The 13362-nt window shown below is 27.5% G+C and carries 18 protein-coding genes; all 18 read right to left on the minus strand.

Annotation, left to right across the window (positions count from 1 at the left end):
* Nucleotides 1-2: 2 nt before the first annotated feature.
* The 18 genes from spoIIIAE to IMX26_RS03360 all read right to left on the minus strand — a co-directional run bounded on the left by spoIIIAE (nt 3) and on the right by IMX26_RS03360 (nt 13351).
* On the minus strand, nt 3-1166 hold the full coding sequence (gene spoIIIAE, locus IMX26_RS03275; RefSeq protein WP_195160268.1) for a stage III sporulation protein AE: 1164 nt from the start codon (nt 1164-1166) through the stop codon (nt 3-5).
* Nucleotides 1167-1178: 12 nt separating this feature from the next.
* Complete coding sequence (spoIIIAD, locus tag IMX26_RS03280) at nt 1179-1568, minus strand: stage III sporulation protein AD (protein WP_195160269.1); 390 nt, start codon at nt 1566-1568, stop codon at nt 1179-1181.
* 12 nt (nt 1569-1580) lie between these two features.
* Entirely contained in the window at nt 1581-1775 is a 195-nt protein-coding gene (gene spoIIIAC / locus IMX26_RS03285) for a stage III sporulation protein AC (RefSeq protein WP_195160270.1), read from the minus strand.
* 88 nt (nt 1776-1863) lie between these two features.
* A complete protein-coding gene (locus IMX26_RS03290) occupies nt 1864-2307 on the minus strand; it encodes a stage III sporulation protein AB (RefSeq protein WP_195160271.1) in 444 nt (147 codons plus the stop codon).
* The gene (spoIIIAA, locus tag IMX26_RS03295; RefSeq protein WP_195160272.1) at nt 2237-3226 is read right to left on the minus strand and encodes a stage III sporulation protein AA; all 990 of its coding nucleotides are present in this window, start codon (nt 3224-3226) and stop codon (nt 2237-2239) included. Before spoIIIAA ends, IMX26_RS03290 begins: the two co-directional genes overlap by 71 nt.
* Nucleotides 3227-3437: 211 nt before the next feature.
* Nucleotides 3438-4178: a CPBP family glutamic-type intramembrane protease gene (locus IMX26_RS03300; RefSeq protein ID WP_195160273.1), complete on the minus strand. Its 741-nt coding sequence runs from the start codon at nt 4176-4178 to the stop codon at nt 3438-3440.
* Nucleotides 4168-4731 carry a PadR family transcriptional regulator gene (locus IMX26_RS03305; protein WP_279324883.1) on the minus strand — a complete coding sequence of 188 codons (564 nt, stop codon included), beginning with the start codon at nt 4729-4731 and terminating at the stop codon, nt 4168-4170. The genes IMX26_RS03300 and IMX26_RS03305 overlap by 11 nt, the downstream gene beginning before the upstream one ends.
* A gap of 77 nt (nt 4732-4808) precedes the next feature.
* The gene (locus IMX26_RS03310) at nt 4809-5183 is read right to left on the minus strand and encodes a DUF2809 domain-containing protein (protein ID WP_195160275.1); all 375 of its coding nucleotides are present in this window, start codon (nt 5181-5183) and stop codon (nt 4809-4811) included.
* Between the two features lie 11 nt (nt 5184-5194).
* Nucleotides 5195-5764 (minus strand): hypothetical protein, encoded by a 570-nt coding sequence (locus IMX26_RS03315; RefSeq protein WP_195160276.1) that lies wholly within the window; start codon nt 5762-5764, stop codon nt 5195-5197.
* A gap of 112 nt (nt 5765-5876) precedes the next feature.
* Entirely contained in the window at nt 5877-6449 is a 573-nt protein-coding gene (locus IMX26_RS03320; RefSeq protein ID WP_195160277.1) for a hypothetical protein, read from the minus strand.
* A gap of 45 nt (nt 6450-6494) precedes the next feature.
* On the minus strand, nt 6495-6887 hold the full coding sequence (locus tag IMX26_RS03325) for an Imm50 family immunity protein (RefSeq protein WP_195160278.1): 393 nt from the start codon (nt 6885-6887) through the stop codon (nt 6495-6497).
* A 147-nt stretch (nt 6888-7034) separates the two neighbouring features.
* Nucleotides 7035-7562, minus strand: coding sequence for a hypothetical protein (locus IMX26_RS03330; protein ID WP_195160279.1), 528 nt, complete (start codon nt 7560-7562; stop codon nt 7035-7037).
* Nucleotides 7563-7570: 8 nt separating this feature from the next.
* The gene (locus IMX26_RS03335) at nt 7571-8032 is read right to left on the minus strand and encodes a hypothetical protein (protein WP_195160280.1); all 462 of its coding nucleotides are present in this window, start codon (nt 8030-8032) and stop codon (nt 7571-7573) included.
* A gap of 71 nt (nt 8033-8103) precedes the next feature.
* Nucleotides 8104-8652, minus strand: coding sequence for a hypothetical protein (locus IMX26_RS03340; protein ID WP_195160281.1), 549 nt, complete (start codon nt 8650-8652; stop codon nt 8104-8106).
* Nucleotides 8653-8665: 13 nt separating this feature from the next.
* Nucleotides 8666-9373: a hypothetical protein gene (locus IMX26_RS03345; protein WP_195160282.1), complete on the minus strand. Its 708-nt coding sequence runs from the start codon at nt 9371-9373 to the stop codon at nt 8666-8668.
* Between the two features lie 101 nt (nt 9374-9474).
* Complete coding sequence (locus tag IMX26_RS03350; RefSeq protein ID WP_195160283.1) at nt 9475-11385, minus strand: FtsX-like permease family protein; 1911 nt, start codon at nt 11383-11385, stop codon at nt 9475-9477.
* Nucleotides 11386-11444: 59 nt separating this feature from the next.
* Nucleotides 11445-12182, minus strand: coding sequence for an ABC transporter ATP-binding protein (locus tag IMX26_RS03355; RefSeq protein ID WP_195160284.1), 738 nt, complete (start codon nt 12180-12182; stop codon nt 11445-11447).
* A 128-nt stretch (nt 12183-12310) separates the two neighbouring features.
* On the minus strand, nt 12311-13351 hold the full coding sequence (locus tag IMX26_RS03360; protein WP_195160285.1) for a TatD family hydrolase: 1041 nt from the start codon (nt 13349-13351) through the stop codon (nt 12311-12313).
* Nucleotides 13352-13362 lie beyond the last annotated feature (11 nt).

Here is a 13362-nt window from a genome sequence, read left to right on the forward strand (position 1 = left end):
CTTTATCTAAACATTACAGTGGCATTACCGGATATTAAAATTATTGTTAAAGTAATAAACAGCATTACTCCAACTGCTAAAATTGCAGCCATTATATAAGTTAAAACTCCCGAAACTGAAAACATTAAAGGTGATATCCGATTATTATCTATTGGCTGTAAAAATGCTCCGGCAATTTTATACATAAAAATCATTACTATTAGCTTTAAAGCTGGCAATGTGCAAATAAAAAATAATGTTAACAGTCCAAATATACCAACGGCATTTTTTACAACTAAAGTACAACCAAGAATTGTATCAAAAGCATCAGATAGCATAGAACCTATAACAGGCAAAAAACCCTTTGTTAAGAACTTTCCTGTTCTTAAAGCTACACCATCAGCTACACTTCCCGCAGTTCCTCTTAAGATAGTTATTCCGGAAAAAACAGTAAAACAGATACCTAAAATAAACGCTCCAAAATTTCTAACTAGCTTCGCTAACTTTGAGATGCTTATTTCTTCACTTAGGTAGTCTACAACTTGTAGAATTCCAGAAGTAAAAAACAGTGGTAAAACTGTAAAGTTAATAGCTTGGCTGACAAACTGACTGCCTCCAACTAATAAAGGATCAAACAAAGTGGAGCTTACAACATGTCCTAAGCTAACCATTAGGGTTATCAATACCGGCCATAAAACTAACATAAAGTTAATCATATAGTTAATAGCATCAGCTGCTGTTTTCAAACCTATAGATAGGCTTTGAATGATAAAAGCCATTAGTGTTAGATAAATAATTTTAAAAACGATATCAGAAACCTTACTATTAAAAGCCTCTTGAATTTTTATTATTAACACAGCTAACAGAGTAAGTATGAAAATACGAGTAAAAACTAGCAATTGTTGTTTAATTTCTTTAAAGAAGTAATTCTTAATAGTCTCTATAACACTATTGAAAGAAGCCTCATTACCCCCTTTAAACATCTCCCAAATACTTTGAGGGCTAAGCTCTGGCAACTTATATTTTTCATTGATTTTTTGCATCTCAACATTTATGTCAGAAAAATCAATTTTTTCAAACTGACTTCTAATCACATCTTCTGCATTAAAGTCCTCTTCTGCATAAACTATGTTTATATTTATTAATACAATTACAAACAAAAATAAGGTGAAAATTTTATTCTTCATAGTCATCACCATTTACTTTGGTACCAGTTCAAGTACTGTATCTAGCACCATAATTATTAAAGGTACAGCCAAAACTAAAATAATAACTTTAGCGCTTAATTCAATTTGGCCAGCAATAGCAGACTCACCAGCATCATTACATAATTTAACGGCAAACTCTGCAATTAAACCTAATGCTATTATTTTCAGAATTACATCTAGGTGTAAAAGCTCAGTATCAGCTCTTGCTGTTACAGAGTAAAAAGCATCAATAACAACTGTAAGCTTACTTACTATTACAATTAAAACTATTACTCCGGTTGTTAAGCTTAATAGAAATGCATACTCTGGTTTATACTGTTTAAGAACAATAGACAAAAGAACTGCACATATACATACTGCAATAACAGATATTAAGTCCATAATACTCGCCCATTAAAATTGAAACATAGTTTTAATTGTTTGAAATAAATTGCCAATTTCAACTAAAACTCTTGCCATAATAATAGTTACCCCAATTAAAGTAATAGCCTGACCAAACTCATCTTTACCAGCTTGTTTAAGAATTGTGTTAAGTACAGATGTAATTATTCCGATTACTGCAATTTGAAAAAGTAATGTTATTTGCATGTGTTTACTCCTTACCAAAGTAAAATTACTATTGTTAAACCACCAAGAATACCTAACATGTTCCAGAGCTTAACTTGTTGTTTTTTTTCTAAATTTGATTTTTTTCGTTTTCTACTATTTTATTTTGGGTTATATTTAATATTTTTAGCTGATTATCTAAATTAGATTGCCCTAACTGACTTGCTAAAAGCCTTAAACAATCTATATCTTCATTAGATAATGAAAGCAATTTTTGATTATTTATTAACTCTCTCTCAAAAGACTGTTCAAAGGCATTACCTAATAGAATTTCTTTACTAACACCCTGCCACAAGTGTTTTACTGGATATATTGTTTCACGTGCCATTTTGTGTACTATTGAAGGCAGTAACTCGTTAGAAAAAACCATTTCATTGCTGATATTTTGAAGTGAATAGGTTATTTGCTGAAGTGTTTTGGGTCTATTTCGATAAAATTTTACTTTAGTTCTGCATAACATCACCACTGCGTATTCTACTAAGATAGCTAACAGAATCTTGGCAAATAAAATCATTTTTGATTCCTCCTATTTCATCACCATTTTCATCATAAATACCATTAACCTGCCCTTGATTTTTAACCAAAACAATTCGTTTAAACAGCTTTCTATCTAGTATTCTTTTAAGAGTTGGTCTTTTTTTGAGTTGTTTGATGGAACTAGCATGAGCTGTTGCAAATAAAACTACTCCAGCATTTAAACACTCTTCAACTATCTCAACATCTCCTGTGCTACCTAATTCATCTACAACAAGTATCTGGGGCCCCATAGAGCGTAACATCATCATGGCACCCACTGTTTTAGGGCATGAATCTAAAACATCCGAGTTTAAACCAATGTCTAGCTGAGGTTCTCCTAAATAGCAACTTGCTATTTCACTTCGTTCATCAATGATTGATACCTGATGAGGTTTAATTTTTAATTCTTTAATGCCATTGCTACTGATGCGAGCTAAATCTCTTAACAGTGTTGTTTTGCCTCCTCCAGGGGGTGCGATTATTAATGTACTTACCAAAATATTTTCATTTTGCAGATAACATTTATCAATAATTGCTTTTGCTACACCCTTTATTTCTCTTGCTATTCTTATATTTAAACTGCTATAGTTCTTAATTCTATTAACTTCACCCTTATCAATAATTACTTGACCAGCTAAGCCAATGCGATGTCCACCTTGAATAGTGAAATAACCAAGCTTTAATTCATTTTGATATGCATAGTACGATGACTGGCAGATATTTTGAACAATTATATTAATTGACTCTTTTGTCACTATTATTCTTTTCATTTCTTTGTAGGCTGTTTCACCCTTTAAAGAAACTGGTTGTCCTACCCTTAGTCGTATTTCATAACACTTAAACACAACACCTTTTAAGGTATTAATCCACTCTTTTGGTAGTATATTTAGAATCTCTGCTGGTATATGTCTTATCATTTTAATCATCTCAACTTATCTTTATTACTGTTTTTTTCTATAGTAATAAGGTATAGGCTACGCTTTTTCCTTACCTTTATTTATACATATCTATTAAGGCTTGTATCAAAATATAACCACATTTTTTAATTTATTTAGGAAAATAATTGGGAAATATAAGTCTCTTTTAGGGTATAAAAAAACTGAGACTCAAAAGATCTCAGTTTTTTAATTATAAACAATGTTTTATAGTTTTTTGCTTCTCTTTGTATTTGTATATTGAATATACGAATATTAATAAAAGCAATATTATTGACCTCAAAAAAGGATATTGAACAGTTGTAACCACCTTAGATTGTAATAATACATCAAATGTAGCACCAACCCCCCAATAGAATGGGTATATTGAAAATATGTTATTTGTAAGACTTACAACTATTGCATAGAGTAGACCAACAAAAAACAGTTTAATAAACTCAGGCTGAAAACCAACATGATGTAAAGAATAAAATAGTGATACCATTATAATAGCTGGTATTTTTCCAAAACATTTTGCAAATACAACTCGCTGATAAGAATAATAAAATAGAGCCTCAAAAACGCCAGCTAACATTATATAAACTATAGTAGAAATACTCTCAATAGATATGTTAATTATTGGACTATCTAATTTAATATACATTACAAAAAAGAGTAAAATAGCTAAGACAATATTTATTGTAATATTTTTAAAAAGATGTTTAGAGCTAATTCCAAACTCAGCAAATGTATTATTATTGCTGATTCTATTAATAACAAAACAAATACCTAGTATAAAAATCATTAACCAATCTCTTATTATAATAAATAAAAAAGGCTGTTTGTTAATAAAGCCATTTTTTAACAAAAGAGATAAAGCTATAGCAACCAAACCAGCAAGGAATGCAATCTTACTTTCCTTATTGGATTTAAATTTTAGCATACTATTTAGCATAACTTATATCTCCGTTTTCAATATACTGCTTTAAACTCAATAGCCACTTATTTTCAGCTCTAAGATGTTCAAGCGAATGTAATATAATAATTTTGGCATGATATTGATTAGCTTTTTCAGCTATTTCTTTAATATGACTCTCTAAATACTTTATGGCATTTTCAGTATGTGTAATACGCTTCATTATATATTTTTTATAGTCAGTTTTATCTACAAAATTAGAGAAAAATACAGCCTCATCAATTGCATAAAACGGCCTTTTTTGCTCTTGTAATCTCCGGTAAATTAAATCTACAAAACGGCTCTTACCCGAATCAGTAATTTCATATAATTTTCTTTGTGGTCTATTACCTTTAACCTCAATAGATTTTTGATTAATAAAGCCATTTTTACATAGTTTATTTAAAGCAAAATAAATGGACCCAAATTTATAGTCTGTAAAATGTCCCATTCTCTCTTCTAAGACCTTTTTTATGTTATAACCATACATCGGTTTCTCCATTAAAACACCTAATATAACGAGCTCCAACTTAATCCCTTCCTTATACAACATTTAATATACAACATTGTATATTAATATTAAAATAAAATCAATAAAAAACTTTTTTATAGTTTTTTATTGATTTTATTTTAAATATTTTGATAGTTTTTAGTAAATTTTTGAAGAGCCATACATAACAACATTCCTATAAAGTAACAAAAGATATCTTTTACATCAAAGGTTAGTCCTAAAATAATGTTTGCTATTCTACAATTTTGCAATCCCAAATATGCAATAAAATTAAAATACTGGCTTATTTCAACTAAAAATGCAACTACAAATAGTAAGATAGGCAGGCATTGAAAGCTTTTAACAAAACATCTTACAAAGCTATACATTAATAAAATAACTAAAACATCTCCAACATATGGTCTTATAAAGTTATCTTTAATATATAGTGCGATAAAAAGTTCGGTTAAAAATAAAACTAGAAAAAATGCAAAATACTTTTTATTAAATCTCACCTTTAGCTCCTCTAATAATTCATACTATCTCGATATCGTTGCTCTTTAATTTTTTGGTATTCTGCTGTACTAGTAAACTCAATTTCATGATCATCATCTTCAATTTGCTCTATTAAATCTTTTATAGTCATTTTAGTACCACCAGATATATTTTTAATAGTTAGAATAACTACATAAATGGGTCCTCTAGGAAATGCCCACAATCCAAATAATATGGTAAGCAAAATATTAACTATTTTCATTATAACTGCTTCAAAGGTTCCTTTAATAACTATTCGTGAACGCATAACTTGCGTAAAGAACAATGCTGAAACACAGAACACATAAGAAGAAATTTTTGTGTTTAAATTAATTTGATTTCCATTATACTCAGCAACACCTTGCTCTATATAGTATTTATTGCTTGTAACCCATTCTATAAAGCTCTTTATTTTCTTTTTTTCATTATTTATGTAAAAAACTAAAGCAACTAACACAAAAGCAACAAATAAACAAGAATAAAAGCCAAACATGTCTGCTGCCATTGCATTAGATATGCCAACAATAAAAAACAATATAGCTAATACAGTAGTAATTATCATTTTGAACTCCTTAAACTATTATATTATTAACTAATACATTTAAACAAACAACATAACTATTTTTACTAACTAAGTCTAATTACTATTTTATTAAATCTACAAAACTACAATGCTATCTCAAATCAATAATTGCAGCCAAATTAAAGGTTTCATTGCCTTTATTAAACACAGCAAAACTCCCATTATTTAATGATTCAAAAAAAATAAACTCACTATCGTTTAAAATTAATAGACATGATTCATTATCTTTTAAATCTTTTACATGATCTTTGATTTCATTATAAATAGTTCTAGTGTCGTTTGAAGCTATTAGTGAATTATTATCAAAAAAACTTTTATCTAGATCTTTAGGTTTAATAACTCTAAAGTCAGCTATATTTTCAAACATTTTCTTTAGATTAACTGGTAACTCATTTTCTACTTTGAATTCTAAGTTTAATGGAATATCTTGTTTTTGATATGTAAATCTAATATCTTTGCCTCGCTCTTCATTGCCTGAGATAAAATTACGAATAACTACTAACTCAATATTTATTAACTTTTTAAAATCCTTTATGTTAGTTTCTTTAACAGCACTTATAAAGCTCTGAGCTACCTTTTGCTGTTCTGAGTATTTTTCTGTTTTACTACAACCTACATTAATTAACATTACAGCAAATAAAATAATTACTGCCCATTTCTTCATCGTTATTAATCCTCTCTTTCATACAATATATATTTATCTATTTTTCTAAATAAATAGTTCTTTATTTATATACCCTTCTACCTCTTTAATCAATCCAATTTCTGACTTTATAATTCCATTGATATTTCCGCTAATTATTAATTTAACAGATTGGTTTTTTTCAAATACAATATTACCAACTATGTTTTCTTCATTATTTGAGCAAAACTTAAACTCACTAACATTAAGAAATTCACAGGTAACTTTTGTTGCGTTATAACCCTCTCGTATCCAACTGGTCGGCGGATACTCTGCAAACTCGGGCATATCAAATGTAATGGAGGCCCTTTTACCATTTTCATAAACTTTTATTTCATGAATATTTACATTGCTTAATTTAGGCACTTCACTATATATACTTTTTATTAAATAATATTTTTCTAAATTTTTATACCACATACTAAACCTCCATTTAAATTAACTACTAATAAAGTAGTACTTATAATTATAACTCATGTTCTTACAATTTTATATGAACATACTATTAATTTTACACAAAAAAAAGAGGCCTATCTAATCCTCTATGACTATTATGTTTATAGTCTGCTATTTTATAAATTCCCTGCTACTGTAAGCTCTTTTAACTACACTTTCATTACCATAATTGTTAGCTGTTTTTATGATGCTAAAATTCTTAATTAAGTAACTCACAATTATTATTGCTAAAACATTAACACCAATAATATAACCCTCAAATGCATTATAAAAACTAAAAGCAAATTTACTGCCCAACTTAAAATGCATATCTATCTTTGTTAAAAAAGGCATATGAATAAAAGTTAGCCAAAGCTTAGCTCCAGATGTTATGTGATAATTAAGAGCACTAGTTATTATAACAGGAATTTGGCAAACATATGAAACCATTACAAAAACATAACCTAATCTTTTATTTTTAAAAAGTAAAATGCCACCCATTAAACTCAATAAATACACAGTAAACACAAATGTTACAATAGCAATAGACATTGGATTTAACAAACATATGATTCCAATTTTAAAAACCACAGTATGCCAATACTTCAAACCTAAAATTCCACCCAAAAAACTTAATAAGGCAATCAACTTTATTCTCAACTTTATAATTATTCCCTCCCAATTTTTTTAAAATATAGATACGCTTTTTTAATTACAAGTAACTCTGGTTCTGTTGGTTCAAGTTTTTGCTTTAATAATATTCCACGTTGATCCCACAACATTTCATGTAAACATATACTATATTTATATTCACCAATAGACTTAACTTTACCATTTTTATAACGAACTTGTTTAACTCCTGTTAGTAATCCAAATTTACGTGTTTCTATTAATGCTAAGCTTCCGTTATCATAAAATTTTACATGTAAACCGTGTTGTAGTCCATTTTCAAAATAGCTATAAAAGCTAATATCATCACTATCATTTAAATCATAAACTAAGCCCGTAAAGGCTACTCCACCTTCATCAGGTGGTTTACTTAATACTCTATTACTACTATGCTCAATATAAAGCAAATCATATTTAACTCCGTATTTAATAATATGTTCTTTAGTTAATATATCTTTCATAATACACCTTTTATTTAAACTATTTCATTACAAAAAATGCAATGAATATTATTTTTTCATTGCATTAACATTTATTTTATAAATTCACGACTACCATAAATAACCTGTTTACGATCATTCTTATCTTTATAGTTCCGTTTTTTATCAACAAACGTTTTGATTTTTGTTGATTTAAGTCCTGCAAATAAAATTATAATAACAACAATGGCAAAAATATTAAATCCTACTATGTCTTCATATGCATTAATGCTTGTATTATAAGTAAAATATGATCCGTATATATTTTTAAATTCCACTAATGATGAATTTACGACATATATCCATGAACTAAAGCCTGCAGTTAAATCATATAAAAGTTCTTTAGTATAGATATATGGTACTTGAAAGAGATATGCAGTGATTACCATGATAAATCCAATTTTTTTATTGGCTAAAATCATTAGCCCACCAATGACTAATAATACATACACCATAAATGCTATTGCCATAATAATTTCATTGGAATTATTAAGTAATGAAGCTATATTGCACGTATATAAATATTTAACAAATTTTACAAGAGCTGATCCTCCACTAATTAAGCTAATTAAAGCAATTAATTTTACTAAAAAATTTTTCACTATTCATCTCTCCTTAATAATTCAATGCTAAAAAATACATTACAGTAGCTGCTATTGCTAAAACAATATTACTAAATACCTGACTTTCTCTATAATAACTACTTGGCTCTGCATTTTTTACAAAGCGAGAATGACGCAAATTAAATAAAAACTGAGGATACTTAATTTCAATAAAAAGTAATAATGAGACTAATAATGCTCCAGTTAAAAAGCTAAAATCACCTCTGTAAGTATCATTGTGATAACTCGCCATTTTAACTATATTATATAAAGATATTTTATAGTATGATTGATTATTGCCTGTCTTGTAGCTAAAAACAGGCATACCATCTCTATCATATAATACTCTACGATCTCTACTATAGGATCCTTCAAATAAAACGTCTCTCTTAGAATCTAAAACTTTTGCAACTCCTTTTTCCCAGTTATTTGCATCTTTAAATTCAACTATGTACTTTTCTTGAGATTGATTTTCAAACTTATAGTCCAGCTCAACTTCTTTGCCACTGTTTAATAAACCATTTACAATAATCTCAATGTGACCTTCATCACTATTTCCTCGGTAATAACTTTGATTATTGTACACCTGCTTTTTTAAAAATATATTTTTAAAAAACACTCCTCTGGTAAAAAATTCAGTAAAATAAAACACAATAATCACTAATAATAAAATAACTAAAATACTTTTGATTCCAAACTTTTTCTTACCAGCACTTAACATATAACTCTCCTTATATTAAAATTGCTACTTAATTATTCATACCCCTTTATTTTATTAAACTATCAGTAATGTTTACATTAATTTACCCTACTTGTGCTTAATTAATAATTATTTTTGTAACCTAAATCTATCTCTAATCTTTTATAATAATTGTTTATACAAAGTCTATAAACTATAAAATGGATTGAAGCAAAAGCTAATGTTGTTAAGAGAGCATAAAACAAACTTCTTAAACTGCTCATTAAATAGCTATACCCAATATTGATAATTATTGCATAAATAAAGGATATTGAAAAAATAGTTTTTATTTTTTGAGATACCATCTTATTAATTTCTTTATTTGTTATACCTAGCCTATATAAACTAAAGTATTTCTTTTTATCATCCTCATATTCCATTTCTACCTTAAAATAAATCATTATAACTGTTGATAAATATATTAACAAACAAACATAAATCACAATAAATAATAAAAAGTTGGAGCTTTTTAAAGCAATCTTGTATGCATTTATTAACGAACTTATTTTAAAGAAATTATCATCTTCATTGATATTATTTTTAATTAGTAGCTTATTCCATACATCATTTATGATATTTTGGGAGTTACGCCAGTATTCAAAATTATATAATTGCAACCTTCCTTTAATATAATAATCTACACCATTTTTACTAATCCAATTATAGTCTTCGCTGTTAACTAATATAATGTAACTAGATATGCAGTTAACATGACCAAAAAATGGTTTAACAATTGTATTTGTTATATTAAATTCTTTTTTAGTAGTGTTAGTTTTAATTCTTAATGTAGACATTGATTGATTGGTGTTGTGATCATAACCATCATTAATATCATATGGAAAAACAAATAAACAGGTATTAGAATCAATGCAATAACTCTCGTTGAAAATTGTGTTTATATCATTAACATCAAATATAGTAAAGGTATTATTTCTCATAAATTTAACACTATCATAAGCAGTTATTTTATTGCCATAGTGTAAAGCAATGTTCTCGATTTCATTTTTTGCTAAAGCCTGCATATCATTATCTATACCAGCATAAGTCATATGATATGGGTGATAAGTAATTGCGTTACTTGTTAAACTAGGATATGAATATAAACTAAATGAGAACAAAAATAAGATAACAAAAAATAACCAAGTAGTAGTTAAATATATCTTTTTATTTTTACCATAATAATATTTTAAATCAGAAAATAAAAAAATGTTTTTTAGGTATTTTTTATTATTCTTCTTTTGAAATTTTTTAATTATGGCCTCACCATTATAAAATATAAGTACTGAACCTAACACACATGTTAATAAACTTAAAAACCAATAGTTACTGTCTTTTTGATACAAAACAATCATTATTACAATGGAAGCCACCGTAAATAATAACCCCAAAACTGCTAAGATAATACTATTACAACTAGATTTTTCAGCCTTTTCAGTGTATTTTATTTTATCTAAAATGGTTCTTTTGCACATAAAAATAACATTAAGTATTATTGAAAATATAAATACTGACAAAACATAAATAATTATTATTTTATATGATACTATAGAAATAGTGATATTAATAACACTAAATCCCAATAGATATTTAATAAAACTAAAAAACAATAGTGACAAACCTGTACCTAATATCAAACCACTACCTAAAGCTAGTAAAATCATAGTTATGTTCTCTAATAATACACTTTTTAAAACCTCATTTTCAGTCATTCCTATAGACAATAAAATTCCATAGTCTTTTTGTCTAGATTTTATAAATACACTTTGTGAATAAGTAATAAATATGCCAGTAAAGAAAAAAACTAACATAGTTGGCGCATATATATTACTTGATATCATGGGGTTTACTATAGAAGAATTCATAAACTGTTTATTTACATAGATAGAAGTAAAACTATACAGAATTGCAATAGCGCATAAATTACATAAAATAAATAGCTTATATTTTTTTGCATCAGTTTTAAACATTTTTAATGTAATTGAACCTAAAGTCATTTTATGTTTTACATGATAAAATTCATGTTTTCCTTTCTTACCTTATGAATCTTGTAGTATTAATTATTAATATTTTGAATAATATCAATTATTTCATTATAAAAATTGGAGCTGTTTTTTTGCTTTACTATTTGCTGCACAGTTAAGCCATCTTTAAAAAACACGACTCTATCAGAATAACTAGCGGTATATGCATCATGAGTTACCATTAGTATGCTTGCGTTACTATCCTTGCGAACCAAATCAAAGGAAGACATTACATTCATTGATGATTTTGAATCAAGATTTCCGGTTGGTTCATCTGCAAATAATATCTTAGGCGTGTTTATAATAGCACGACAAATAGCTGCACGTTGTTGTTGACCACCAGAAATTTCATAAGGATAACTATTTAAGATATCTGTTATGCCTAATAAATTAGCCAACTCCTCAACTTTATTGCTCTCAATAATATCAATTTTTTTATCTAAAATTAAGGGAACTAATATATTTTCTTTTAGTGTTAAACTACTTAATAAGTTAAAATCTTGAAAAACCATGCCTATATTTCTTCTTCTTAATAAAGACAGTTCGTTTTTTTTCATTTTACAAATATTATTATTTAGTAGGTATACATCACCAGAGTTACACTTATCTATGCCTGATGCTATATTTAACAAGGTAGTTTTACCACTACCTGATGGACCCATAATTGCTACAAACTCCCCATCTTTTAGTGTTAAATTAACATTATTTAATATGCAGGGCTTATTTCTGCTATACTTTTTTGTTACATTATGTATCTCTAATATCTTCATATTTCTATTCCTAACCCATATTTATCTAGCCTATGTAAAATTTATTATACCATTTTAGTAATCAATAAAACACAACAAAAGGACTAATACTTAATTTAGTACAGTCCTTTATCATAGTATTAATATTTTTATCTTGGAATATTAAGAAGATTACATGCGTTATTTATTAAAATATTTTCTCGTGCATTATAATCCTTTTCGGTAGCAAGTAATACTCTTGAGAGGGTAAATGCTTGAGGTAAAGCTGGCCAATCAGAGCCAAACAATAACCTTTTATCTCCTACTTCATTGATTAAGTATTTAATGCTATCTGCCGATTGGCAAGATAGCTCTGCATATGAAGCAGGAAATATCTTAAGATATTCTGCAACTTGTTTATAATCTTGTATACCACTATGACCAAATATAAACTTAAAATCTTGGGGCATCTTTTTTAGTAGCTCCCCAAAAATACTAACCCTAGAAGATTGAAACAGTTTCCACATAAGCTTAGAGCAGTTTTTTTGCTTTAAATAGGTTAAAGAACCAGTGTGTAAAATAACAGGTAAGTCTTCTTCGTAACATATTTTAAATAGTTTAATAAGTGGCTCATAATTATACTTTAATTCCATATCGGATATCTTCAGTTTTAGACCTTTAGCTCCTAATTTTTTGTATTTTAATATTTTTTCCTTAAGATTATAATCATAAGGATGTACAGAACAAAAAGCTATAAATTTTGTAGGATATTGCTTAGCTAACTTAAGCGCCTCGAGTGACCGGTCATTCTTTTGTGAACTAATAGGTAAAACTATATTCATTTTTATCTTATTATCTTGCTGTGATTTTAAACAGTTATCGTAGGTACCACACATAATCATTTTCTGGAATATTTTATAGCCATTATAGGAGAACTTTATCATTGAGAGTAAACTTTTATGTTTTTTATGTGGGTCAACTTTATGCCAGTAAGGCACATTTAAATCTAATTTATCTATAGCGGGTAGTGTTGGATAGCTTATTTTTCGCCCTGTATTATTTGGATTATTAACTTTTAAAGGTAATACATTAGACATATGAGTATGAAAGTCAATTATTGCTACGTCATCTGTGTAGTCAATAACAAACTCATCATCATCATTAAGTTTTAAGTACTTTTGCTGTTTGACCCATTCTTGTTTACTTAACATTGTAATTAGCT

This window comes from Clostridium sp. 'deep sea' (assembly GCF_014931565.1).
Classification (GTDB): Bacteria; Bacillota; UBA994; order PWPR01; family PWPR01.

What these genes read in the sequence shown, in the direction of transcription:
- spoIIIAE (WP_195160268.1), bottom strand. Translation starts at nt 1,166, where the DNA reads ATGAAGAATAAAATTTTCACCTTATTTTTGTTTGTAATTGTATTAATA.
- spoIIIAD (WP_195160269.1), bottom strand. Translation starts at nt 1,568, where the DNA reads ATGGACTTAATATCTGTTATTGCAGTATGTATATGTGCAGTTCTTTTG.
- spoIIIAC (WP_195160270.1), bottom strand. Translation starts at nt 1,775, where the DNA reads ATGCAAATAACATTACTTTTTCAAATTGCAGTAATCGGAATAATTACA.
- IMX26_RS03290 (WP_195160271.1), bottom strand. Translation starts at nt 2,307, where the DNA reads ATGATTTTATTTGCCAAGATTCTGTTAGCTATCTTAGTAGAATACGCA.
- spoIIIAA (WP_195160272.1), bottom strand. Translation starts at nt 3,226, where the DNA reads ATGATAAGACATATACCAGCAGAGATTCTAAATATACTACCAAAAGAG.
- IMX26_RS03300 (WP_195160273.1), bottom strand. Translation starts at nt 4,178, where the DNA reads ATGCTAAATAGTATGCTAAAATTTAAATCCAATAAGGAAAGTAAGATT.
- IMX26_RS03305 (WP_279324883.1), bottom strand. Translation starts at nt 4,731, where the DNA reads ATGTTGTATAAGGAAGGGATTAAGTTGGAGCTCGTTATATTAGGTGTT.
- IMX26_RS03315 (WP_195160276.1), bottom strand. Translation starts at nt 5,764, where the DNA reads ATGATAATTACTACTGTATTAGCTATATTGTTTTTTATTGTTGGCATA.
- IMX26_RS03320 (WP_195160277.1), bottom strand. Translation starts at nt 6,449, where the DNA reads ATGAAGAAATGGGCAGTAATTATTTTATTTGCTGTAATGTTAATTAAT.
- IMX26_RS03325 (WP_195160278.1), bottom strand. Translation starts at nt 6,887, where the DNA reads ATGTGGTATAAAAATTTAGAAAAATATTATTTAATAAAAAGTATATAT.
- IMX26_RS03335 (WP_195160280.1), bottom strand. Translation starts at nt 8,032, where the DNA reads ATGAAAGATATATTAACTAAAGAACATATTATTAAATACGGAGTTAAA.
- IMX26_RS03345 (WP_195160282.1), bottom strand. Translation starts at nt 9,373, where the DNA reads ATGTTAAGTGCTGGTAAGAAAAAGTTTGGAATCAAAAGTATTTTAGTT.
- IMX26_RS03350 (WP_195160283.1), bottom strand. Translation starts at nt 11,385, where the DNA reads ATGACTTTAGGTTCAATTACATTAAAAATGTTTAAAACTGATGCAAAA.
- IMX26_RS03355 (WP_195160284.1), bottom strand. Translation starts at nt 12,182, where the DNA reads ATGAAGATATTAGAGATACATAATGTAACAAAAAAGTATAGCAGAAAT.
- IMX26_RS03360 (WP_195160285.1), bottom strand. Translation starts at nt 13,351, where the DNA reads ATGTTAAGTAAACAAGAATGGGTCAAACAGCAAAAGTACTTAAAACTT.